Genomic DNA, 24,765 nt, shown 5'->3' on the forward strand with positions numbered 1-24,765 from the left:
ACTATTGATGTTGCCTTGCATTATAAATAATGCGAGGACTTTGATTTTTTTGAAATCACATCAACAATAAGTGTCCACACAGATTGTTTGATTAAATTGTTAAAGAGCAGCCTTTCGGCGAGGTGCGTATATTACGCGCCTTTCAAACGATGTCAACAGCCTTTTTAATGTTTCCAATTAACGTTTAACGTTATCAGAAACTAGCCTCTTTCGTTCTCATTCACGGGCGTTGCAGCCCTTGTCTGTGTGGCGCATTATAGGGATTCGGGTTTGTTTGGCAACCCTTTATTTGCACAATAATTTCGTTTGCTTGTTTAATGAGCAATCATCCGTTTTTTCCCTTTTTTTGTTTTATCATTAAAATAATTTCTGTTCTGTCATGCTGTGTTTCTAAATTGTTCGACTATTTTTATTTTGTGTCCATTAATGGCAAATTTATAGTTTTATGATTAGTACCTTGCCGTGTGATTTAGGTAACATAGCGCCCTTTCTTATTTTCAGTTTTATTTTGAGTGGTATTTTATGACATTTTCGTTGGGTCAACGCTGGATCAGTGATGCAGAGTCAGAATTAGGATTAGGCACTATCGTGGCTATAGAAGGCCGTATGTTGACTTTATTATTTGCAGCTTCCGGTGAACAACGCCTTTACTCTATCGCAGAAGCTCCCATCACTCGTGTTCGTTTTAATATAGGTGATGAAATACTTAGTCATCAGGAGTGGAAGCTTTTGGTGGAAGAGATCGATGAGACAGATAATTTAATTACTTATATAGGTACGCGGACAGATACTGGTGAGCCTTGCCAATTAAAAGAGACTTTTTTAAATAACTTTATCAAATTTAATAAACCGCAAGATAAACTCTTTGCCGGTCAAATTGATAAATTCGACCGTTTCGTATTACGTTATAAAGCATTAACACATCAACATCAGCAACAGAAATCTAATTTACGCGGGTTGTTAGGCGCGCGTGTTGATCTTATCCCACACCAATTTTACATTGCAGAAGAAGTCGGTAAGCGCCACGCGCCCCGCATTTTATTGGCAGATGAAGTCGGTCTTGGTAAAACGATTGAAGCGGGACTAATTATCCACCAGCAGTTGATAACAGGTCGCGCAAAACGTGTATTAATTGTATTACCCGAAAACCTGCAACATCAGTGGCTAGTGGAGATGATGCGCCGCTTTAACCTGCATTTCAGTATTTTTGATGATTCACGCTGTAATGAAGCCTATCTTGATGAAATAAATCCATTTGAAACTGAACAGTTAGTTTTATGCAGCATTAATCTGTTACGTAAGAAGAAACATTTTGAACATGCTTTAGAAGCAGATTGGGATCTGTTAATTGTTGATGAAGCACACCATCTGATTTGGGATAAAGAGAAGCCCAGTCGTGAATACCAAGTTGTTGAAGCATTAGCAAATGCTATTCCCGGGGTTTTATTGTTAACCGCAACCCCTGACCAATTAGGCCATGAAAGTCATTTTGCACGTTTACGTTTACTTGATCCAAGTCGTTTCTTTGATTACCAAACATTTGTTAATGAGGAAGCCGGTTATAAACCTGTTGTTAATGCTGTTAATCTATTGCTTGATAACCAGAAGTTAACTGATGACGCTAAAAACAGCATTACTGAGCTGCTCAGTGAGCAAGATACCCAACCATTGTTTAACATTATTGACGATCTTTCACTTGAAGATAGTGAACGTCAGCAGGCGCAACGTGAATTAATTAGTAATCTATTGGATCGCCACGGTACAGGCCGGTTGTTATTCCGTAATACACGTTCTTCCATTCAGGGTTTTCCAAAGCGCAGTTTAAAATCAATTGCTCTGCCTTTACCTGAACAATATAAAACAGCCATTAAAGTGTCTAAAATGTTGCCATCAGGCACGCGCGAGCAACAGGCATTTACTGCACTTTACCCGGAGAAGCTTTATCAGGATTTTGAAGGTTCTACGAGTAATTCATGGTGTTTATTTGATCCTCGTATTAGCTGGTTAATTGATCTGACGTTGCAGTTAAGAGATGACAAAATATTAATTATTGCAGCCCAAGCGGAAACTGCATTAGCCATTGAAGAAGCGCTACGCACACGCGAAGCGATTAAAGTGGCCGTTTTCCATGAAGGATTATCATTGATTGAACGTGATAAAGCAGCCGCTTACTTCGCTCAGGGAGAAGGCGGAGCACAGGTAATGGTCTGCTCTGAGATAGGATCTGAAGGTCGCAACTTCCAGTTCGCTCATCAACTTGTACTGTTTGATCTACCGATCAACCCGGATCTGCTTGAACAACGTATTGGCCGTTTAGATAGAATCGGGCAACGTTGCGATATTGAAATTTATACACCTTACTTAAAAGGCACTTCACAAGAATATCTGCAACATTGGTATGAAAAAGGGTTATCCGCTTTTACACAGACAACACCGACCGGCCATACTGTTTATGAGTTAATTAAAGATGATTTAATTGAACTGTTAGCCACGGGAAATAATGACAATGATGAATTTACCAAGTTAATTCAAACAACGCGAGAGTTTAATCAGAAGCTTAAAAAGCAACTCGAGCAAGGCCGCGATAAGCTGCTTGAAATCAACTCAAGCGGCATTTTACACCCAAGCGAACTGCTTGATGATCTCACTGAAGCGGATCAGCAATCTGACTTTACCCAGTTTGCACTGCAGCTGTTTGATGTTGTTGGCGTGCAGCAGGAAGACAAAGGCGAGCATTGTTTAGTGCTGCGACCAACCGATCATATGCTGACCTCTGATTTCCCGGGCTTAAGCGAAGAGGGAGCAACGGTGACCTTTAATCGCAAAACCGCATTAAGCCGTGATGATGTGCAATACTTAAGCTGGGAGCATCCAATGATAAGCGGTGGTATGGAGATGATTTTAAGCTCAGACACAGGTACTACATCTGTGGCTATTCTTAAAAACAACACGCTGCCGGCAGCCTCTACTTTTCTAGAGCTAATCTATATTGTTGAAGCGCTTAATACCGACAATGCCCAATTAAGTCGTTTTTTACCTACAACACCGATTCGTTTACTGCTCGATAAAAACGGTAAAGATTTGGGACAGAGTGTGACTTTTGATAGTTTTGATCGTCAATTAACCCCGATTAACCGTCATATTAGCCGTAAAATTGCCAATACATCGCAGCCATTAATCCATCAGCTAATTAAAAGTTCACTGCCAACCGCACAATCTTTAATGGCTGACGTTCTGCTTAGTGCAAAACAGGAGATGCAACAAACATTGCAACAAGAGCTGGACCGATTACAAGCATTACAATCCGTCAACCCGAATATTCGTGAGGATGAGATTCAATATCTCCGTGATCAACAAACTGATTTTGAGAAGATATTAAATCAAACGCAATTGAAGTTGGACGGAATTCGCTTTATCGTCTCAACCCATTCGTAATCGCTTCGCCTTTACATTCATCGCATAATAAGAGGAGTACGCTCCTCTTGTTATTTATTCAGTTGAGTTAATATGCCAAATTTTGTTTACTACCCGCCACAAGGGCCCTACTTAGATATCCTTTATCAGGATGATGATATTGTGGTATTAAATAAACCAGCGGGATTATTGAGCGTACCAGGTCGTGAAAAAAAAAATAGGGATAGTTTAGCATTACGCGTTCTACGCATTTGGCCCGATGCCTGCGTTGTACATCGTTTAGATTTAGCAACTTCTGGTATTCTTGTTTTTGCGATGCGAAAATCGGCACAAAGCCACATCGGTCGTCAATTTCAGCAAAAAGTAATAGATAAAACTTACTATGCACGTGTAGAAGGGGTAATCACAAAAGAGGAAGGCTTAATTGATCTGCCTATTCGCTGTGATTGGGAAAACAGACCCCGCCAGATTGTCGACTTCGAACAGGGTAAAAGCTCACAAACTCAATGGCAGGTTATTAAGCGCGACAAGCAGAGCACGCTTGTTTGCCTAAAACCATTAACCGGTCGCACGCATCAGCTGCGGGTTCATATGCAAGCACTGGGTCATGCTATTATTGGCGATGACTTTTATGCAACTGTTTTCGGTCAGCAACTCTCTCCAGAGAGATTAGCTTTACACGCTGCAAGTATCACTTTAACGCACCCTGGCACTGAGCAGAGAATCACCTTCAACTGCCCGCCTCCTTTTGCAAACATTTAAAATAGCTGAGACCTATTAAAGTCATCGGAACAAACAGAGATGAAGGATGCGAATTAATTACAAAAAAGTGTTACTTTCACATATTATCAACTGGATATATGGAATTGCTATATGAAGTTCATAATTGTTACAATAATCAGTGCTTTTTAGATGAAAAACAGTAGCCGAATACGATTTTATTCACTAGTATTTGCCTCTCGTTTTTTTATTGCGATAAATGCCATAAAACAATTTAGCGTGGCTATTTTCTGTAGCAGAAATAACAAAAAACAGCAGGGGCGTAGCAACACTTACAAAGCCCTACAAATATGTTTAAATAAATAAATACAAAGACGTATAAATAAATGGTGAACATGATCCAGATCTGTTTTTACCTTTTTATTGTACGTAAAATCGACTATTCATAATAACAAGCGATCACGGACTTACTATGCAAATAGGTATACCTAGAGAGAGCCAAAAAAATGAAAACCGCGTAGCGGCGACTCCCAAAACAGTAGAGTTGCTGATTAAACAAGGTTTCACTTTTATTGTAGAAACAAACGCAGGAACAGCCGCTAGCTTTTCTGATCAAGCCTATCAAGATTCAGGTGCGCAAATCGGCACCGACAATGAACTTGTATGGCAATCAGATATTATATTTAAAGTTAACGCGCCTACCGACAGTGAAATTGGACAAATGAAAGAGGGAGCAACCTTAGTCAGTTTCATTTGGCCAGCTCAAAATCCAGATTTACTGAGCAAACTAGCCGCTAAAAAAATTAGCGTAATCGCAATGGATAGCGTGCCACGCACCTCTCGTGCGCAGGCTCTTGATGCGTTAAGTTCAATGGCCAATATCGCGGGTTACCGTGCGGTTATTGAAGCGGCTAACCAGTTTGGGCGTTTCTTCACCGGGCAAATCACTGCAGCCGGTAAAGTGCCGCCTGCTAAAGTACTCATTATCGGGGCGGGTGTTGCCGGTCTGTCTGCATTGGGTGCGGCTGGAAGTTTAGGTGCAATTGTTCGCGCATTCGATACGCGTCCTGAAGTAAAAGAGCAAGTCGAAAGTATGGGCGCTGAGTTTCTCGAAGTTGATTACGTTGAGGAAACAGAAGTCAGCACCACAGGTTATGCAAAAACCATGAGTGCAGGTTTTCAAGCCGCACAAGCACAAATGATGGCAGAACAAGCGAAAGATGTTGATATCATTATCACCACAGCGCTTATTCCTGGTAAACCCGCACCGCTTCTCGTTACGAAAGAGATGATAGCGTCAATGAAATCGGGTAGCGTGATTGTCGATTTAGCGGCACAAGCTGGCGGTAACGCGGCTTTAACTGTTAAAGATGAGATATTCCAGACGGAAAATGGCGTAAAAATCATTGGTTACACCGATTTACCAAGCCGTTTACCTACCCAATCAAGCCAACTTTATTCGACAAACTTAGTTAACCTGATGAAACTGCTTTGTAAAAACAAAGACGGTCTAATCGATATCGACTTTGAAGATGAAGTAGTACGCGGTGCGACAGTCGTTAAAGAGGGTGAAATCTCATGGCCGCCACCAGCAATTAACGTCAGCGCAGCTCCCGCAGCTAAAGATGCACAAACTAAAGAAGCTGTTGTGGTTGAAGAAAAAAAACCGAACAAATGGATCAAACCAGTTTCTGCCATTGTTGCAGCGGGTTTATTCGGCTGGCTGGCAAGTGTTGCTCCAACAGACTTTCTAGCTCATTTCACCGTATTTATACTGGCATGTATCGTAGGTTACGGAGTGGTCTGGAATGTTGCGCATTCACTGCACACACCTCTTATGAGTGTGACAAACGCAATCAGCGGCATCATAGTTGTCGGTGCGCTGCTTCAGGTCGGTAGTGACAGCGCAGTTGTTACTTTGTTATCTACGATTGCGATACTAATCGCAACCATCAACATAGTGGGCGGTTTTACTGTTACACATCGTATGTTGAAAATGTTCCAAAAGGATAAATAACCATGTCTCAAGGATTAATTACTGCTGCATACATTATTGCAGCCATCCTATTCATTGCCAGCCTTAGTGGTTTGAGTAGCCAAGAAACTGCTCGAAAAGGTAATATCTTTGGCATCATAGGCATGATCATTGCTGTTATCGCAACCATTGCCAGCGCGCAAGTTTCCGGCTTAGGTTACATTACTATAGCAATGGCTGTCGGCGCTGGTATCGGTGTACGTTTAGCATTAAAAGTTGAAATGACTTCAATGCCTGAGCTTATCGCTATCCTGCATAGTTTTGTAGGTCTGGCGGCCGCCGTTATCGGTTTCAACTCATATCTTGATCACAGCGTGCTATTCGGTGCTGCAAAAACGATTCACAATGTTGAAGTGTTCTTAGGTATCTTCATCGGTGCGGTGACCTTTACCGGTTCAATTGTTGCCTTTGGCAAGTTAAGCGGAAAAGTCAGCAGTTCAGCATTAGCTTTACCCGGCAAAAACTGGATCAATATCGCGGCGATCACAGCGTCTGCGTTATTATTGGTGAGCTTTGTCACGGGTGATTTAGGCCTGATAGCATTAATCATTATGACAGTGATTGCATTGGCATTCGGCTGGCATTTAGTGGCTTCAATCGGCGGTGCAGATATGCCCGTTGTTGTTTCAATGCTTAACTCCTATTCGGGTTGGGCAGCAGCAGCAACAGGTTTCATGCTCTCAAATGACCTGTTAATCATCACCGGTGCATTAGTGGGCTCTTCGGGTGCAATCCTTTCTTACATTATGTGTAAAGCAATGAACCGTTCATTTATCAGCGTTATTTTAGGCGGTTTTGGTAACGAAGTATTTGCACAAGATGGCGATAATGAATATGGCGACCATTTTGAGACCAACGCGCAAGAAGTTGCTGACTCATTAAACGCGGCTAAAAATGTAATTATCGTACCAGGTTACGGTATGGCGGTTGCACAAGCGCAATATCCAGTTGCGGAACTAACTAAACGTCTTCGCGCTAAAGGTAAAAATGTTCGTTTTGGCATCCATCCTGTTGCCGGCCGTTTACCGGGTCATATGAACGTATTATTAGCTGAATCTAAAGTTCCTTACGATATCGTATTAGAGATGGATGAGATCAACGCAGATTTCCCTACAACTGATGTGGTACTGGTAATCGGTGCAAACGATACAGTTAACCCAGCGGCCAATGAGCCGGGTACACCTATCTCGGGCATGCCGGTATTAAGCGTTTGGGAAGCAGAAAAAGTTATTATCTTTAAACGTTCAATGGGCGCAGGTTATGCTGGCGTTCAAAATCCATTGTTCTTCAATGAGAACTCGGAAATGTTGTTAGGTGACGCTAAAACATCTGTTGATGCTATTTTACAAAATATGTAACCAGCTCTGATTATATAAAGAGTAAAAAGGCGCTTTTTAAGCGCCTTTTTTATATCGATTCGCACTGAAATAATCTCCCCTGCTATAAAGTCATCAAAAACCTACCAGTGAACGTTGTTAAAAAAATTAAAAAAGCATCCTTACTAAAAAACAACAACAAACATAAGCTATTGATTATTAAGAATTAAAAGATAATTGTTAATGATCGGTTAAAAAAAAGTTAAAAAGTATGAAATTTTTTCTCCGATTCCTCGGTTTATATAATCGAATACGACAAAAAATGCACAAATGGTGCTTACTTCATCTTAATCATTATATATAGGATTTCTATTATGAAAAAATCAAATCTTGCTTTAGCCGCGACTGTTTCAACACTTCTTGCTGTAGGCGGTGCGCTTATTTCAACCCCAGCGATGGCCGCGGGTAAAGAGAAATGTTATGGCGTTGCAGCAGCTGGTCAAAATGATTGTGCAACAAAAACAAGCTCATGTGCAGGGACTTCAAAGGTTGATAACCAGGCAGATGCTTTTCTAGCTGTACCGAAAGGTTTATGTGAAAAATTAGCAGGCGGTAGCTTAATGCCAAAAGAAAAATAGTATTTATATATAGATTAGGGCGTTAACGCCCTAATCTATTTCAACTGTAGTGGAGGTTTAAGGGGATATTGTGAAGAAAATTGACAAAGGTGCATTTGGAATAGGGTTACGCGCACCGCACTATCAAAATATATTATCCTCAAAACCAGCGCTTGGTTTTCTTGAGATACACAGCGAGAATTATTTCAATCCACACAGTAAAAATCATTTTCACCTTGAACAGATTGCTGAATGTTATCCACTGAGCTTTCACGGAATAGGTTTATCATTGGGTAGCAGTGAGCCGATCAGTGTGAGTCACTTAAATAATCTCAAGCAGTTAGTGGACCGCTTTGAACCTGCGCTTGTCTCTGATCATTTAAGCTGGAGCTCTTTGCAGGGCAATTTCTTTAACGATCTATTACCTATTCCCTATACCAAAGAGGCTCTCTCCTGCTTTGTAAGCAACGTCAATCAAGTTCAAGAGACGCTACAACGACAGATACTGATAGAAAACCCCTCCTCCTATTTAGAGTATAAAAACAGTGAGATGAGCGAGCCTGAATTTATCAATGAGATAGCAAAGCAAACCGGTTGTGGTTTACTGCTGGATCTGAATAATATTTATGTCAGCGCGACTAATCATCAATTTTCAGTGGAAAAATACCTGGATATTATAAATGCCCAAGCCGTGCAGGAGATTCATCTAGCAGGCTTTACTAAAAAAGAGGTCAATGGCGGATCTATTTTAATTGATACGCACAGCACCTTTGTTAGCCAGGCTGTTTGGGATATTTATGAGCAATATATAAAGCAGACAAAAACAGAGGCAATCACCCTAATCGAGTGGGATTTAGAGATACCACAACTTGACATTTTAATCGGGGAGCACAACAAGGCCAAAAAAATAAGGCAGGCTATTGATGGGGGCTGCAGTGATGAAAATCAATAAATTACAGCAACAATTTAGTGAAACGCTGTTATACAAAAACGATTTGATCGCATCTGAAATTCAAGAAAAAGAGCACTTCAGCAGTAATGATTTACTGCAGCTTTACCGCAATAGTTTTGTAATGGGTGTAACCGAAGCACTTGCGGTTACCTATCAGCATACCTTATCGTTAGTGGGAGAAGACTTTTTTAATACGGTAGCCCGACAATTTATACTGACGCAGCCGCCCCGCGAAAATAATATAATTAATTACGGTAATGGTTTTAGTGGTTTTTTACAAAACTTGCCGCAATTAAAGAGCTTGCCTTATATTGCTGAAATGGCGCGATTTGAATGGTGTTTAGAGCAAACAAGTAACGCGCAACTACAATCCGAGCCGCTTGATATCGAAAAACTGGCAGCCCTACCCGCCACTTTATTTGCAACAATTATCTTTAATATACCCTCGCAAGTAAGCCTTTTTGTAAGTGAGCAAGATATCTACCGTTTGTATCAGATGATTGTTAACGACAAGGTAGAAGAAACCGACTTAAATAGCCCTTGTTACCTGGCTTTAAAAAAACAGGCGGATTTTAATGTCGAACTTATCGAGTTAAGTGTCAATCAGTATGCACTGCTGCAACAAATCTCCAACCATCGCACTTTAAGCGAAATAACACCGGCTGATTTACATCAGTTTCTACCTGTATTACTGGAAAAAGAGCTACTCAACGGATTTACTGTTAAGGAAACATCATGAATAAAACACTCGAATTTTATCAGCGCTCAGTGCAAAAAATGCACTGCTACGCCACACCTCTGTTGCTCTTGTTTACACGTTTTTGGGTGGCGAGTGTTTTTTTGAGATCAGGTTATTTAAAAATAACCACGTGGGATAGCACCTTATATCTTTTTGAAGAGGAGTATCAGGTGCCCTTTCTACCATGGGAAATGGCGGCATATTTAGGCACCGCGGCTGAGCTGATAATCCCAATTTTTCTATTATTCGGCTTGCTTACAAGACCGATGGCCGCTGTTTTATTTGCTTTCAATATAATGGCGGTTATTTCATACCCGGTGCTTTGGGAAGGCGGTTTCTATGATCACAAATTATGGGGATTAATGATGCTTATCAATCTGTTTTGGGGAGCGGGCTCGATTTCTCTTGATCAATTGCTAAAAAAACATTTTTTAATTAAATAACCCGGCTTTGGATTGAGAGAAAATCGTTTGCCAAAATTAATGGGTAACCACAAAATCAAATAACAGTAATTCGCTTATATCGTTAACTTCAGCGGTTATCTGTAATTGCCAAATCATCTGTTTGGAGGTGCAGGCGCCAACTAAGGTTTTCGCCGCAAAGCCCTTTTCAAAGGGGCTAAAAAGAACGGGAATACGTCCCATAAACATATTTTTACCGATAATTTTTGCATCGATTATCCGCCACGTTTGCAGTTCTGATTGTAAATTAAAATCGATCCACTGCTCAGCTTTGATAGGGGGGTTAGCAACAGTTAACCAAAATGCGCCCTGCGGGGTGGTAAACTCACAGGGAGTAAAATAATCACAGTTCACCAGTTCCGCTTCACTCTGGTTCTTTGGCGCAACAGCTTGGACGCTATCAAAAGTTCGCCACAGCACCAGTGCAAGTAAAACAAGCAACATCAGACCCAACTGGATAACTCGACCTTTTTTTAACATTGTAAACCCCTGTAAAAATAATGAACTGCACTAGCTTGTAACACAAAACGCAACATTGTTAACATTTAGATAACCAAATTCTGTTCATTTAAAACATCTTCACGTAAACTCTAGCAAAAATTAATATGTTTTATCAGTGATGCCAAGAATAATTTATTGATGAATAATAATTACTTATATTACGCCATAAACAAACTTACATTGTAAATACATGCATGGAATCAAAACAATGACAAGCGCAACTACAATTCAACCTGACTACAACTATAAAGTTGTCCGTCAGTTCACACTTACCACCATATTTTGGGGTATTATTGGCATGAGTGTCGGAGTGTTAATTGCAGCTCAGTTAATCTGGCCCGTACTTAACTTCGACACCCCCTGGCTAACATACAGCCGTTTGCGTCCACTACATACCAATGCGGTTATCTTTGCATTTGGTACGTCGGCATTAATGGCCACCTCTTTTTACGTGGTGCAACGTACCTGCCAAACACGCTTGTTTGGGGGGCAGCTCGCTTCGGTGGTCTTTTGGGGCTGGCAATTGGTGATTATCTCAGCCGTCATTTCACTTCCTTTGGGCTACACCACGTCAAAAGAATACGCTGAACTTGAATGGCCAATCGATCTGCTTATCACTGCAGTATGGGTTGTCTATGCAATCGTATTTTTTGGCACATTAGCAATACGTAAAACATCACATATTTATGTGGCAAACTGGTTCTTCGGTGCATTTATTCTCACTGTCGCTGTATTGCATATCGTCAACAGCCTGGCCATCCCGGTTTCAATGGGCAGCATGAAATCTTACTCTGTCTACGCAGGTGCGGTTGATGCCATGGTGCAATGGTGGTACGGACATAACGCAGTAGGTTTCTTATTAACCGCTGGTTTCCTGGGTATGATGTACTATTTTGTTCCCAAACAAGCAAACCGTCCGGTCTACTCTTACCGTTTGTCTATTATCCATTTTTGGGCATTAATTGCGGTTTATATTTGGGCTGGCCCACACCATCTTCACTACACGGCGTTGCCTGATTGGGCACAATCGTTAGGCATGGTGATGTCGTTAATCCTGTTTGCGCCATCTTGGGGCGGCATGATCAACGGGATTATGACGCTATCGGGGGCTTGGCATAAACTGCGCAGCGATCCTATTTTACGTTTTTTAGTGGTCTCACTCTCTTTCTACGGTATGTCTACCTTTGAAGGCCCGATGATGGCAATTAAAACGGTCAATGCCCTATCGCACTATACTGACTGGACGATTGGCCATGTGCATTCCGGCGCATTAGGCTGGGTTGCGATGATAACCATCGGCTCCATTTACCACTTAGTACCAAAACTATTTAATCAAAAGGGGATGTATAGCGTTGCCCTGATCAATCTGCATTTCTGGTTAGCAACCATAGGCACGGTGTTGTACATAGTGGCGATGTGGATTTCCGGTGTAATGCAGGGGCTGATGTGGAGAGCTGTGAATGATGACGGTACCTTAACCTATACGTTTGTTGAGTCACTGGAAAAATCATATCCTTTCTACACTATCCGTTTCGTTGGTGGTTTAATCTTCTTATCAGGTATGTTTGTGATGGCTTACAACACTTACAAAACTGTTGTTGCAAAAGATGGCTCTATAGCGCCTCAAGAACTTGGTTAGGGAGTTAGATAATGAAGCACGAATTTATTGAAAAGAATGTTGGTCTACTGGCTCTCTTTATCATCATCGCAATCAGCTTTGGTGGTCTGGCCCAAATCACACCATTACTCTTCCAAAAAGAGACCAATGAGCCTGTTGATACACTGCGTCCCTATACTGCATTGGAAATGGAAGGTCGTGATATCTATATCCGTGAAGGGTGTAGTGTATGCCATAGCCAAATGATCCGCCCTTTTAGAGCAGAAACAGAACGTTACGGTCACTACAGTGTCGCGGGTGAAGGTGTTTGGGAACATCCGTTTTTATGGGGGTCAAAACGTACAGGTCCGGATCTGGCACGTGTTGGTCAACGTTACTCCGATGCCTGGCATGAAGTTCACCTGCTTAATCCGCGCGATGTTGTACCACAATCCAATATGCCAGGCTTCCCATGGCTTGCAGAGAACCACCTGACAGGTGAAGATACTGCGCGTAAATTGGAGATATTTAAAAACAACTTCGGTGTGCCCTATACGGAACAAGATATTGCAGGAGCAAAAGCGGCAGTTGCAGGAAAAACCGAGATGCAAGCGTTAATTGCTTACCTGCAGTCACTGGGACATGCGTTTAGATAACTAGGGTACCCAGTTTGCTGGGCACCTCTTTCAACTACTGGGGGCTTTATGGATTACGCAACATTTAATGGACTATACACGCTGTTCTTAATTATTATTTTCGTTGCTTTAATTGCATGGGCATACAGTAAAAAACATAAAAAGTCGTTTGAAGAGATCGGAAACTCCATTTTCGATGAAGATCAAGACTCAACAAAGTATGTAAGCGAAAAAGACGAACATACAGGAGCTAAAAAATAATGACCGTTTTTTGGACAATATGGATAACTGTGATCACTCTGATCGTTATTATTGGTTGTGCGGTGCTGCTTAGAGCGACCTCAAAAAACAATACTGGCGTCGAAGAAGGTCAACCAATGCCACATAGTTTTGATGGCATTCAAGAATTAAACAACCCACTGCCTAAATGGTGGGTCGGTCTATTTTGGTTCACTATCATTGTTGGTTTGCTGTATAGCCTCGCATTCCCAAGCTATACCGCCAACTGGAATGGTTTACTTGATTGGACAAGCTCTGAGCAGAGCGTCATGTCACCAGAAGAATCTGAAGCGCTTGCAGAAACATCACATTCCCAGTACCAACGCGAAATGAATGCGGCAGAGAAGAAATTTGGCAGCGTATTTAAGCAACTTGCTTATGATGAAAATGGCGTTTACAAAGATTTCACTTTAATTGCCAAGGATCCGGAAGCGGTCAAAGTGGGACAGCGTTTATTCCTACAAAACTGTGCTCAATGTCACGGTTCTGATGCGCGTGGCAGTAAAGGTTTCCCTAACTTAGCGGATAATGATTGGCTATACGGTGGTGACGCCATTAGCATTAAACAAAGCATTATGCAGGGCCGTAAAGGGGTAATGCCCGCCTGGAAAGATGTATTAGGGGAACAAGGTATTAAAGAAGTGGCAACATATGCACTTAACCTAAGCGGACGTCGCGTTAACTCAGTTGAAGCGAGTGCAGGGGAAGAGCGCTTTGTTATCTGTGCGGCTTGTCATGGCGCGGACGGGAAAGGTTCTCACCTGCTTGGGGCTCCAAACCTAACCGATACAACATGGTTATACGGCGCTTCCCGCAAAGCGGTAGAGGATAGTATCCGCAATGGCCGCAATGGTGTTATGCCCGCTTGGGCGGACGTACTCGGTGAAGATAAAGTTCATTTAATTGGCGCATTTGTTTATTCGCTTTCACAACAAGAATAAGTATAGAATAGCGGCAAACATGACCTTTGTTGACTATAAAAAGCCTCGTTTTCGAGGCTTTTTATATGCACAGTTAATTCATTGACACTCTCGTTATAAGGCTATTATGAAAAACAGTAATAAAAAATGGTTTAAACAGTTCTGGCCTTGGTTTTTAATCATATTGCCGCTGACCGCAGTAATCGGGGGGATCAGTACCCTTATTATTGCCAGCCATAATAAACCAGATATGGTTGTGGATGATTATTACAGCAAAGGCAAAGCAATAAACGCCGATTTTACGCTGCTAAAAAATGCGCAAAGTCGCAATATTAATGCGCTTGTAACGCAAATAGATAACGAACTTATTATTCACTTAAATGGGGTTAAGGATAGCAGCTCAATCAATCTCTCTTTATTTCATTCTACACTGGCAAATCGCGATATTTCTTTACTGCTTACCGCCGACGGCAAAGGGGATTTTCATTTTAGCAGTGATGCCGACCTTAAAGGTAAATGGCAACTGCGCATCGAACCCTTTGATAAAAGCTGGCGTCTGCAAAAAACAGTTACCTTACCGACCACTACTCTTAGTTTGTAATGGTTGCACAGAAAAACTGCTTTCATTGCGGAGAGCCTAATCCAGAAAACAGCCATTACCAAGTGACTATTAACGGGCAACTACAAAAGATGTGTTGCCCGGGATGTACCGCCGTAGCACAAACCATAGTTGATAGCGGTTTAACATCCTACTATGCACATCGCAGCGACCATGCAGAAAAAATAGTGGCGTTGGTTCCCGATGAGCTAAAGCAACTGGATTACTATGATCTCACAAAAATCCAGGAAGATTTTGTTAAACAAAACCAATCAATCAGTGAAATAACCCTAATGGTTGAGGGGATAAATTGTGCTGCCTGTGCCTGGCTTATCGAAAAACAGCTCCGTTTTATACCCGGTTTGCTTTTTGTTAATGTAAATACCACCCTCCATCGTGCCGTCATTAAGTGGGATAACCAGCAGCTTAAACTCAGTGCTATTTTAAAAGAGATCCAAAAAGTAGGTTACAAGGCTTACCCTTTTCAAGTTAATAAACAGGAAGCCTTTTATACACAGCAGGTAAAGTCATATCTGCAACGTCTGGGACTCGCAGGTCTTGCGACCATGCAGATTATGATGTTTGCAATTGCGCTATATTCCGATTTTTTCTCGGTTATGGAAGCCGAGTTTATTCACTATTTCCGTTGGGTAAGTTTGATTTTGGCAACGCCAGTATTACTTTATAGCGCGCAACCTTTTTATATCAATGCGTGGCGTAATCTGCGTAATAAAGCCTTGGGTATGGATATCCCGATCTCCATTGCCCTGCTCGGCGCCTACAGTGCATCCGCTTATGCGACCATTATAGGGCGCGGTGAAGTGTACTTCGAATCTGTTTCTATGTTTACTTTTCTGTTATTACTGGGCCGCTTATTAGAGCTACGAGCAAGACGCAAAGCATCCGAAACAACAAGCAATTTATTGCGCCTGCTACCCTCAATGGCAACCTTAATTGAAGATATAAATAAACCACAGCAACAATCAATTATCCCGGCAAAAACGCTTCAGATAGGGCAGATTATTTTAGTCAAAGCAGGCGAAACAGTACCCGTTGATGGCACTATTATCGATGGCACCAGTAATATCGAAGAGTCAATGTTAACTGGCGAGCATCTGCCAGTTAGTAAAGGAGAAAACGATCCTGTTTTCGCCGGCACTGTGAATAGCAGCAGCCCGTTAACCATTCGCGTTGATAAGCTCGCCCAAAACAGTTTGATTGCCGATATTATTCACCTGCAGGATAGCGCGCAGCTTAACAAACCGCGCATTGAAATTTTGGCTGATACTGTCTCCCGCTATTTTGTTGCAACCTTACTTATTGTCGCATTACTCACCTATATCGGCTGGAGTTTAATTGCCCCCGAACAGGCTTTTTGGATAACGCTTTCCGTGCTGGTCGCGACCTGTCCTTGCGCACTGTCTCTTGCCACTCCCACGGCATTAACTTGTGCTACCGCACAACTCAATAAGCAAGGCATTCTAATTAAACAGCACCATGTACTGGAAACTCTTAATAAAATTGATCACATGGTATTTGATAAAACTGGCACCTTAACCAAGGGTGATTTTTCACTTCTTAATACAAGGGTTTACGGAGAGTACTCAAAACAGCAGTGTATCGACCTGGCATCGCAGTTAGAAAATGTATCGGAACATCCCATTGCACGAGCATTTCAAAAACAACAAAAAAACACAATTATATTAAATAATATTGTCAATATACCCGGTCAAGGACTGCAGGGTGATTACCGTCAACAAACATTAAAACTCGGACACGCACTGTTTTGCGCAATTGATACCCCCCTGGAGAGCAAAGAGTTGCTGATTTATCTCACTGTCGATAAAAAATTATTAGCAACCTTTGAATTAGGTGATCAGTTACGCGAAAGTGCTGCGACAATCATTGACTATTGCCATACTCGAAAAATTAAAACCACGCTGTTGACGGGTGACATCTCTCTCAAAAGTGAAGATATTGCGACCTTATTGAAGATTGATAATGTCATAAAAGGGGTGACACCTGAGGGAAAACTGCTCTATTTACAAAAACTGCAGAGAAAAGATAAGGTGTTAATGGTCGGTGATGGTATCAATGATGCGCCTGTCTTAGCAGGTGCCGATGTTTCCGTCACACTGGCAAGCGGCAGCGATATTGCCAAAAACAGTGCAGATGTGATTTTATTGGGTGAAGATCTCAATAAGCTTCAGGCGCTCAATAAAATAGCGCAAAAAACGACGGCTATTATTAAACAAAACCTTGCCTGGGCAATCGGCTATAATCTCATTATTGTCCCGCTTGCCATTATGGGGCACGTTCCCCCTTATATTGCAGTAATAGGTATGTCGTTTAGTTCGTTAATCGTAGTTAGTAATTCCCTGCGCTTACTAAAATAGAGCCGGTCATTGCCGCATATAGCTTAATAAGGTTACTAATATGAGTATTATTTATATCTTAATTCCAATCGCCATGCTTTTTGTCACGATCGCCGTAATACTTTTTTTCTGGGCGATAAGATCAAATCAATATGATGATTTAGACCGCGAAGGTATTAATATCTTATTCGATGAAGAGACCCCTAACACTGATCTGCTGCAGAATAAAAAAACAGCTCCAAGTGATTCAGAAAAAACAGATTTGGAATCCTCTGATGCTGATCAATGATTTTATTGCAGCACTGCTGATAGGGTTACTCGGCGCAGGCCACTGTTTGGGGATGTGCTCCGGTATTGCCAGTGCCATCAGCTTTTCAGTAAAAGAAGAGCAAAGCAAATTATCTTCAATGCTCTCATTACTATTATACAACTTAGGCAGAATATGCAGCTACTCCCTTGCCGGCGCTATTTTTGCGGCTAGCAGCGGCATACTAATCCTCTTTTTCGGGGGCAAAGAAGCGTTAATTTACCTGCGTTTGTTAGCGGCTATTTTAATGCTGCTATTGGCATTATATATCTCCCGCATCTGGTTTGGATTATTGAAGCTAGAGCGCGCGGGGCTGTTTATCTGGAAATTTATAAAGCCCATTGCACAATTTTTCATCCCCTTAAAACACCCATTATACGCTTTCCCTTTGGGTTTTTTATGGGGCTGGTTACCCTGCGGTCTGGTTTATTCGACATTGTCATGGGCTGCCAGCAGCGGCAGTGCAAGTAATGGTTTTATTATTATGGCCGGATTTGGTTTGGGCACCCTGCCAGCTATGCTCAGTGTCGGAACGCTTAGCCAACAACTAAAATATTATTTAAACCATCACTACTTTAGATATGGAAGCGGCGTGTTGTTAGCAAGCTTTGCGCTACACACCTTTTATATCGCAGTGAAACAATTGCTATAATAAACGATTACAAATATGGTCATTGCCCAATAAGGCGATATTTATTGCCCCTCCTTCCTCACTTTTTATTGTTCACCCGCTCACGTGTGAAGCGAAAATTACTTTATTAATTTATCATTACCTTTTTTATTGTGACCTTTTGTACTTAATTTACCGCTAAATAGACAATTTAAGAGGTAAAATGGAGCAGATTTGCACAAATCATTGGAAAGTGTTCAAAGCGACTTTAAATAATGCTAACATTGATTTAAGTCAAAAAAGGAAACTAAAAGAGCTATGGAAAAAAGTAATACGCATCGCATTCAATCGGGTGGTTCTTCCATTCGTTGCCAAGACTGTAGTATCAATCAGCTATGTATTCCTTACTCGCTTAATGAAACTGATTTAGATCGTTTAGATAATATTATTGAACGTAAAAAGCCGATTCAGAAAGGGCAGGAAATATTTAAAGCAGGGCAAGAAATGAAATGTCTTTACGCCATTCGTTCGGGCACACTTAAATCATACACAATAACTGAACAAGGTGATGAACAGATCACCGCTTTTCATCTTGCAGGTGATCTAGTGGGCTTTGATGGCATTAGTACTGGCACGCACCCGAGTTTTGCCCAAGCACTTGAAACAGCAATGATCTGCGAAATTCCTTACGATACACTCGATAATCTTTCCACCACGATGCCAAATCTGAGACAGCAAATTTTGCGTTTAATGAGTTCTGAAATTGTCGGTGATCAAAATATGATTTTGCTGCTGTCGAAGAAGAATGCAGAGGAGCGCCTAGCGTCTTTTATCCATAATCTATCTATCCGCTTTGCGACCCGCGGTTTCTCCCAACGGGAGTTCCGTTTATCAATGACACGTGGTGACATTGGCAACTATTTAGGACTCACGGTCGAAACCATTAGTCGCCTTTTGGGACGTTTCCAAAAAAGTAATATGATTGCTGTAAAAGGTAAATATATCAGCATATTAGATGACAAAATGCTTGCAGAACTGGCCGGTGAAAAGAAAAAAGATTGATACAACACTCTGTTCTGAAATTATCCTTAATTAAATAGTCTTTTCGTGACGACAAGGCTATCGATTTTTAACTATCTAATCTAAATTAATAAGTATCTTCTTTTCCCTATTAGAGGCCTACTATGCTTAACTACCGCAATATTTTAGTTTTTATCGATCCTACTCAAGAGTCTCAACCCGCTCTCGCGCGAGCGGTAGGTATCGCTCAAAAAGATAAAAAAGTGAAAATAACCCTGTTTTTATGTTGCTATGATCTTAGTTATGAGATGACATCACTAAGCTCAAGCGATGAGCGCCAAGCAATGCAGAGCCTTGTTATTAAAGAAAACCAGGATTGGTTAGAGACCCTGGCGCTACCTTATCAAGAGAACGGTTTAAATATAAATAATCAGGTTATTTGGCATAATCGCCCTTTCCAAGCCGTGATTATTGAAGTTTTAAAAAATAATTATGACTTAGTGGTTAAATCAACTCATCAACATTCCAAATTAAGTGCCATTTTATTTACCCCCACCGATTGGAATTTATTAAGAAAATGTCCCGTTCCAGTATTGTTAGTTAAACATCACCAATGGCCGGAAAACGGCAATATTCTTTGTGCCATTGACTGCAAAAGTATCCAAGATGAAGAACATCACCAACTTAATCAGCAGATTTTAAGTGAAGCTAAAATAATGGCAGAGGTGATCAATGCAAATATTCATATTGTTAACGCCTACCCCAGTCCGCCAATGAATATTATGCTTGAACTACCCGAATTTGATCCCATAAATTATGAAGATGGTTTGAAAAAATTCCATCAAAAAACCTTAAATGGATATGCGCAAGCTAATAACATCCCCAAGGATAGAACTCATCTGAGACAAGGCTTACCAGAGGATGTGATCAGTGAGGTTGCCAATGAAATTGATGCCGAATTAGTGATTCTCGGCACTGTCGGTCGCTCAGGTTTAAGTGCCACGTTATTAGGGCATACAGCAGAGCAAGTGATCGATAACCTAGACTGTGATTTACTCGCTTTAAAACCACAAGGTTTTATAAGCCCTATTAAAATTTAACTGAGGTATCTATGAATCGATTAGTTGCTGGCGATAAAGCCCCATTATTCACCTTACAGGACAACCAAGGGGATAACGTCTCATTAGCCGAGTTAGCGGGAAAAAAAGTGTTAGTTTATTTTTACCCGAAAGCATTAACACCCGGCTGTATTACACAAGCGTGTGGATTACGAGATGTAAATGCTGAGCTTGCCGCTTTAAATACTGTAGTTTACGGTATCAGCCCTGATCCGGTGAAAAAGCTAGCAAACTTTGTCGACAAAAAAGAGCTGAATTTCCCTTTGCTCTCAGATCAGGATCATGCGGTTGCAGATGCATTTGGAGTCTGGGGAGAAAAGAAATTCATGGGCAAGACTTATGATGGCATTCATCGCATTAGCTTTTTAATTAATGAACAAGGTGTTGTTGAAAAAGTGTTTGATAAGTTTACAACTAAAGATCATCACCAAGTTGTTTTAGATTATCTGCAAAACTAACGGCTTATTATAATTTAAAAGGGCTGCGCGCCCTTTTAAATTTTACTTAATGTTAATAATTAAGTGTTCTAATATCTTTTTCAGCAAGCGACCAGAAAAATAACTTTCTCTCTATATCCCACTGCCATTTTTGACACTATCCGGATCCAAATGCTCTAATTGCTCCCGGGTTGGCCAGGCGTTTAATACCGCTTTTACTAGCGTTGCTAGAGGAATAGCAAAAAATATCCCCCAGAACCCCCACACGCCGCCAAATATCAATACCGACATAATAATGATAACCGGATGTAAGTTAACCGCTTCCGAAAATAAAATAGGGACAATTAAGTTACCATCAAGCGCTTGTATTATAAAATAAGCTACCATCAGATAGATGAAATCAGGGGATGCCCCCCATTGGAAAAAGGCCACCACAGCCACCGGCACAGTAACCGCCGCAGCACCGATATAAGGGATTAATACCGATAAACCGACTAGCATAGCCAGTAATGCCGAATAACGTAACTCCATAAAAAAGAAGGTGAAATAGGTAGACACACCAACAATCAGAATTTCAATTATCTTGCCGCGAATATAATTCATAATTTGATCATTCATCTCAATCCAGACTTGATCTGCCAGTTTGCGGTTTTGCGGGAGAAATTTAACAAAACTATTGATTAACAGTTTTTTATCTTTAAGCATAAAAACCATCATTAAAGGTACTAAAATCGCGTAAACGATTAATGCAGCAATATCTAATAGTGAAGCAAAGGATTGTGATAATAGAAAACCACCGCTGTCTAACAGATAAGCACGTAAATTTTCAACAATATGCGTAATAGTGACCGGATCAATTGCCTCCGGATACTGGCTTGGGAGGGTTAGCACATAGGTCTGTACCTGATTAAACATCGCAGGCAAATCACGAAGTAAAGCAGCGCCTTGTTTAAATATCGTTGGCAGCAGGCCTAAAAAAGCAAAAATAGATAACGAAAAAAATAGTGAGGTAACAAGAAATGTCGCAATCGTTCTGTTTAACTTAAAACGCATTAAATAATTGATCGGCCAATCAAGCAGATAGGCCAGCACTAATGCAACAAACAGCGGCACTAAAATATCACCAAAAAAATAAAAAACTAAAAAAGCGCCAATCAGCAATAAAAAGAGTGCACTTAAATTGGGATCAGCAAAACGGTGCTTATACCAATCAGTTAATTGTCTAAACATAAATTCTTCTACCTTTTGTACTTACTTCAATAACTAATGAAACATTACTATCTAAAACGCTCATTGAATAATAATAGCCTTTTTTATCAAGGTACAAGATAATATCCTGCATCGCTTGCTTATTTGCAAAAAGGGCACAAACCTGCCGCCTTCTCGATGGTTCTGCCCTCTCATTGTGTAATAATAAAAAACGTTTTAATGTCACGAGTGCCATCGGGCACTGTTTTTCGCGCAAATCTATAATTTCCATCTAATTCAATTTTCAATAAAAACAGTAGATTATCATCTTTGCTCCCCTATAAGACAATCATCGCTTGCAATAACTTGAAGCTTAGTTATGATTTTATTCTGTTATCTATTATTCCTTTAGTGATGTGTGGTTACTGTGCTTAACAAATCCCTTATTATTTCACTCTATTTTATCTTTCTGTTGTTCTCCAATATTACAACTGCATCGAATATGCTTCCTGATATTGGTACGGTTGGTGCGGGGGCATTAACCATTGAAAAAGAAAAAGAATATGGCTGGGCATTTCGTTTAATGGCAAATCAGGCACTGCCAATAATTAATGATCCCGTCCTTAACCATTATATAAATGAACTAGGTCAGAATCTGGTTGGCCATACCGACTCGGTTAAACTGCCATTTAACTTCTTTCTTATTGAAGATAAAGAGATTAATGCAGCAGCATTCCTAGGCGGCAATGTAAAAATTCACAGCGGTCTGTTTTTATATGCTAAAAATGAAAGTGAACTGGCGAGTGTAATTGCACATGAAATCGCACATATAACACAACGTCACTTAGCGCGTATGTTAGAGCAGCAATCCTATAGTAACCCTGCAACATTAGCCGCACTGGCAGGCTCTGTTTTACTTACCTTAGTCTCACCCGCAGCGGGAATGGCCGCATTAAGCACAAGCATGGCGCTCACTATGCAATCACAAATCAACTATACGCGCTTACACGAGTATGAAGCAGACAGGATCGGCATAAAGATACTGTTCGATGCCGGTTACGACCCTTCTGGTATGGCAAACTTCTTTGGCACACTGGCTGAAAAATATAAATACGCCAATTTACCGCCGCAAATGTTGTCAACCCATCCCCTGCCGGAAACTCGTCTAGCCGAGGCTCGTTTACGCGCCAGCCAGCTTGATGTGAAAAATATTAAAAGCAGCTTAGATTATCAATTAAGTAAAGAGAGGATCACCGTTCGTTATAATGATATGACGGCGAGTGCGGCCATTGATTATTACCACAGCCTACTTAGAAGCAAGAAGTACCAGCTTAAAGAAGCGGTCTTATATGGGCTCGCTTTAGCGCACCTTGCAAATAAAGACTATAAAATAGCGCATGAAATCACTTTAGATTTATTGAAAAAACAACCCGATAATCTGTTTTTTGTGGATCTGCTGACAGATACGTCACTGTCATTGAATAAGGCGGATGAAATAATCAAACTGCTTGAAGAATATTATAAAAAGTCACCTGAAAATCCTGTGTTCACCCTTAATCTGGTTAATGCATTACAGGAAAACAGACAATATACTGAAGCAGAAAAGATACTGGAGTTATTTATACGTACTCATCCTCACTCTATTTTGGCTAACTCAATAGCTGTCGATCTTTATAAAAAAATGAAAAACCGGGCCAAAGAGCACGCCAGCAAAGCACAACAGTTAGCCCTGCAAGGGCGTTTTAGGGAAGCAAGTCAGGAGATGGGGAGTGCGCTGGCCTATGCAGATAATAAATTAGACCAAGCGCGCTACAGCGCTAAAATTGAATTCTATAAAAAGGATGATTTACGTTTGAAAGCGTTACAGAAATAAGCGCCAGGGGCGGAGCATAAAATTTACGTCCGCGCCCTCGCTCGATCTCATCTTAAAAGAAGATCACTATTTTCTGTTTTGAGCTGATTGGCAATGCCCGCCCCAATTGATAGACCCAGTTTATTAACAACAGCCTCAATAGCAGAAGGTTTAACAGAATAATCAACAATATTTTCCGCCTTGACTATCTCTCTTGCGACAAACCCAGGACTGCCTAAGCCATCAATTAAACCCAGTTGCAGCGCTTGCTCGCCATTCCAAATCAGCCCTGAATATAATTCAGCACTGTTTTCACCTTTGCTGATACGCTCTCCTCGTCCTTCTCTGACCACCTTGATAAACTGCTGATGAGTTACATCTAACACCTCTTGCCAGAACTCCCTCTCTTTTTCTTTGCTTGGCGAAAAGGGGTCTAAAAATGCCTTATGCTCACCCGAGGTAAAGTGACGACGTTCAACACCTATTTTTTCCATTAGCTCAACAAAACCAAAACTTGATGCAGTCACGCCAATTGAGCCCACCAAGCTGGCTTTGTCCGCATAAATTTGATCTGCAGCTGCTGCAATATAATATCCGCCAGAGGCGCCTAATTCAGCAATCACTGCATACAGTTTCTTTTGCGGATATAAAATACGCAGACGTTTAATTTCATCATAAACATAGCCGGCCTGAACAGGGCTTCCGCCCGGGCTATTGATCACCAGCATCACCGCTTGGCTAAATTCATTTTCAAAGGCCGCGCGCAAGCCAGTGACAATAAAGTTTGCATTGGCATCTTGATCGGCCGCGATAATTCCATTGACGCTCACCATTGCAGTGTGGGCTGCATTTTCTTTATCACTGCCATTATTAAAAGGCGAACCTACAAATAAAATCAGCACAACAAACAGGTAAATAAAGGTTAAAATTTTAAACAATCCCCCCCAGCGCCGCGATCTCTTCTGTTCAGCAAAGGTTTCTTGAATAAACACCTTCAGCCATTTATCTTCTTGCTCACTATTTTTGTCCATTATCTCGCCTCCTGCATCGCTTATTTATCATTATGGCAACGCT

General features: G+C 41.1%; 24 protein-coding genes. 20 read left to right on the forward strand and 4 right to left on the reverse strand.

Annotated features, from left to right (window positions below):
- The first annotated feature begins 522 nt into the window (after positions 1 to 522).
- From rapA to ACJAT7_RS01850, 8 genes are all read left to right on the forward strand, one after another.
- The gene (rapA, locus tag ACJAT7_RS01815) at positions 523 to 3,435 is read left to right on the forward strand and encodes an RNA polymerase-associated protein RapA (RefSeq protein ID WP_415225086.1); all 2,913 of its coding nucleotides are present in this window, start codon (positions 523 to 525) and stop codon (positions 3,433 to 3,435) included.
- Positions 3,436 to 3,507: 72 nt separating this feature from the next.
- Complete coding sequence (locus ACJAT7_RS01820) at positions 3,508 to 4,176, forward strand: RluA family pseudouridine synthase (protein ID WP_415225087.1); 669 nt, start codon at positions 3,508 to 3,510, stop codon at positions 4,174 to 4,176.
- A 430-nt stretch (positions 4,177 to 4,606) separates the two neighbouring features.
- Entirely contained in the window at positions 4,607 to 6,151 is a 1,545-nt protein-coding gene (locus ACJAT7_RS01825; RefSeq protein ID WP_415225088.1) for a Re/Si-specific NAD(P)(+) transhydrogenase subunit alpha, read from the forward strand.
- A gap of 2 nt (positions 6,152 to 6,153) precedes the next feature.
- Positions 6,154 to 7,527 carry a Re/Si-specific NAD(P)(+) transhydrogenase subunit beta gene (gene pntB / locus ACJAT7_RS01830; RefSeq protein ID WP_415225089.1) on the forward strand — a complete coding sequence of 458 codons (1,374 nt, stop codon included), beginning with the start codon at positions 6,154 to 6,156 and terminating at the stop codon, positions 7,525 to 7,527.
- Positions 7,528 to 7,859: 332 nt separating this feature from the next.
- Positions 7,860 to 8,123: a DUF2282 domain-containing protein gene (locus ACJAT7_RS01835; RefSeq protein WP_415225090.1), complete on the forward strand. Its 264-nt coding sequence runs from the start codon at positions 7,860 to 7,862 to the stop codon at positions 8,121 to 8,123.
- A gap of 70 nt (positions 8,124 to 8,193) precedes the next feature.
- On the forward strand, positions 8,194 to 9,054 hold the full coding sequence (locus ACJAT7_RS01840) for a DUF692 domain-containing protein (protein ID WP_415225091.1): 861 nt from the start codon (positions 8,194 to 8,196) through the stop codon (positions 9,052 to 9,054).
- Entirely contained in the window at positions 9,041 to 9,793 is a 753-nt protein-coding gene (locus ACJAT7_RS01845; protein ID WP_415225092.1) for a DNA-binding domain-containing protein, read from the forward strand. Before ACJAT7_RS01840 ends, ACJAT7_RS01845 begins: the two co-directional genes overlap by 14 nt.
- The gene (locus tag ACJAT7_RS01850) at positions 9,790 to 10,236 is read left to right on the forward strand and encodes a DoxX family protein (RefSeq protein ID WP_415225093.1); all 447 of its coding nucleotides are present in this window, start codon (positions 9,790 to 9,792) and stop codon (positions 10,234 to 10,236) included. Before ACJAT7_RS01845 ends, ACJAT7_RS01850 begins: the two co-directional genes overlap by 4 nt.
- Before the next feature lie 36 nt (positions 10,237 to 10,272).
- On the opposite strand, the gene ACJAT7_RS01855 is transcribed toward ACJAT7_RS01850, so the two are convergent.
- The gene (locus tag ACJAT7_RS01855) at positions 10,273 to 10,734 is read right to left on the reverse strand and encodes a hypothetical protein (protein ID WP_415225094.1); all 462 of its coding nucleotides are present in this window, start codon (positions 10,732 to 10,734) and stop codon (positions 10,273 to 10,275) included.
- 229 nt (positions 10,735 to 10,963) lie between these two features.
- Here ACJAT7_RS01855 and ccoN point away from each other — a divergent pair, with 229 nt between their 5' ends.
- The 11 genes from ccoN to bcp all read left to right on the forward strand — a co-directional run bounded on the left by ccoN (position 10,964) and on the right by bcp (position 20,672).
- Positions 10,964 to 12,394 (forward strand): cytochrome-c oxidase, cbb3-type subunit I, encoded by a 1,431-nt coding sequence (ccoN, locus tag ACJAT7_RS01860; RefSeq protein ID WP_415225095.1) that lies wholly within the window; start codon positions 10,964 to 10,966, stop codon positions 12,392 to 12,394.
- An 11-nt stretch (positions 12,395 to 12,405) separates the two neighbouring features.
- Positions 12,406 to 13,008, forward strand: coding sequence for a cytochrome-c oxidase, cbb3-type subunit II (ccoO, locus tag ACJAT7_RS01865; RefSeq protein ID WP_415225096.1), 603 nt, complete (start codon positions 12,406 to 12,408; stop codon positions 13,006 to 13,008).
- A 48-nt stretch (positions 13,009 to 13,056) separates the two neighbouring features.
- Entirely contained in the window at positions 13,057 to 13,248 is a 192-nt protein-coding gene (locus ACJAT7_RS01870) for a cbb3-type cytochrome oxidase subunit 3 (RefSeq protein WP_415225097.1), read from the forward strand.
- Positions 13,248 to 14,207: a cytochrome-c oxidase, cbb3-type subunit III gene (gene ccoP, locus ACJAT7_RS01875; protein ID WP_415225098.1), complete on the forward strand. Its 960-nt coding sequence runs from the start codon at positions 13,248 to 13,250 to the stop codon at positions 14,205 to 14,207. The genes ACJAT7_RS01870 and ccoP overlap by 1 nt, the downstream gene beginning before the upstream one ends.
- A gap of 106 nt (positions 14,208 to 14,313) precedes the next feature.
- Positions 14,314 to 14,787, forward strand: a complete 474-nt coding sequence (locus ACJAT7_RS01880) for a FixH family protein (RefSeq protein WP_415225099.1) — start codon at positions 14,314 to 14,316, stop codon at positions 14,785 to 14,787.
- Positions 14,787 to 17,180 (forward strand): heavy metal translocating P-type ATPase, encoded by a 2,394-nt coding sequence (locus ACJAT7_RS01885; protein WP_415225100.1) that lies wholly within the window; start codon positions 14,787 to 14,789, stop codon positions 17,178 to 17,180. Before ACJAT7_RS01880 ends, ACJAT7_RS01885 begins: the two co-directional genes overlap by 1 nt.
- Before the next feature lie 40 nt (positions 17,181 to 17,220).
- On the forward strand, positions 17,221 to 17,448 hold the full coding sequence (gene ccoS, locus ACJAT7_RS01890; RefSeq protein WP_415225101.1) for a cbb3-type cytochrome oxidase assembly protein CcoS: 228 nt from the start codon (positions 17,221 to 17,223) through the stop codon (positions 17,446 to 17,448).
- On the forward strand, positions 17,435 to 18,118 hold the full coding sequence (locus ACJAT7_RS01895) for a sulfite exporter TauE/SafE family protein (protein WP_415225102.1): 684 nt from the start codon (positions 17,435 to 17,437) through the stop codon (positions 18,116 to 18,118). The genes ccoS and ACJAT7_RS01895 overlap by 14 nt, the downstream gene beginning before the upstream one ends.
- 276 nt (positions 18,119 to 18,394) lie before the next feature.
- Positions 18,395 to 19,138 (forward strand): FNR family transcription factor, encoded by a 744-nt coding sequence (locus ACJAT7_RS01900; protein ID WP_415225103.1) that lies wholly within the window; start codon positions 18,395 to 18,397, stop codon positions 19,136 to 19,138.
- A 122-nt stretch (positions 19,139 to 19,260) separates the two neighbouring features.
- Entirely contained in the window at positions 19,261 to 20,196 is a 936-nt protein-coding gene (gene uspE, locus ACJAT7_RS01905; protein WP_415225104.1) for a universal stress protein UspE, read from the forward strand.
- Between the two features lie 11 nt (positions 20,197 to 20,207).
- On the forward strand, positions 20,208 to 20,672 hold the full coding sequence (gene bcp / locus ACJAT7_RS01910) for a thioredoxin-dependent thiol peroxidase (RefSeq protein WP_415225105.1): 465 nt from the start codon (positions 20,208 to 20,210) through the stop codon (positions 20,670 to 20,672).
- Positions 20,673 to 20,783: 111 nt separating this feature from the next.
- Here bcp and ACJAT7_RS01915 read toward each other — a convergent pair whose 3' ends face one another.
- Complete coding sequence (locus ACJAT7_RS01915; RefSeq protein WP_415225106.1) at positions 20,784 to 21,881, reverse strand: AI-2E family transporter; 1,098 nt, start codon at positions 21,879 to 21,881, stop codon at positions 20,784 to 20,786.
- Positions 21,874 to 22,131 carry a sulfurtransferase TusA family protein gene (locus ACJAT7_RS01920; RefSeq protein ID WP_415225107.1) on the reverse strand — a complete coding sequence of 86 codons (258 nt, stop codon included), beginning with the start codon at positions 22,129 to 22,131 and terminating at the stop codon, positions 21,874 to 21,876. The genes ACJAT7_RS01915 and ACJAT7_RS01920 overlap by 8 nt, the downstream gene beginning before the upstream one ends.
- Before the next feature lie 135 nt (positions 22,132 to 22,266).
- Here ACJAT7_RS01920 and ACJAT7_RS01925 point away from each other — a divergent pair, with 135 nt between their 5' ends.
- The gene (locus tag ACJAT7_RS01925; RefSeq protein WP_415225108.1) at positions 22,267 to 23,712 is read left to right on the forward strand and encodes a M48 family metalloprotease; all 1,446 of its coding nucleotides are present in this window, start codon (positions 22,267 to 22,269) and stop codon (positions 23,710 to 23,712) included.
- A gap of 47 nt (positions 23,713 to 23,759) precedes the next feature.
- On the opposite strand, the gene ACJAT7_RS01930 is transcribed toward ACJAT7_RS01925, so the two are convergent.
- Positions 23,760 to 24,722 carry a S49 family peptidase gene (locus ACJAT7_RS01930; protein ID WP_415225109.1) on the reverse strand — a complete coding sequence of 321 codons (963 nt, stop codon included), beginning with the start codon at positions 24,720 to 24,722 and terminating at the stop codon, positions 23,760 to 23,762.
- Positions 24,723 to 24,765: the final 43 nt, after the last annotated feature.

It is taken from the genome of Psychromonas sp., assembly GCF_047632995.1.
Lineage (GTDB): Bacteria > Pseudomonadota > Gammaproteobacteria > Enterobacterales > Psychromonadaceae > Psychromonas.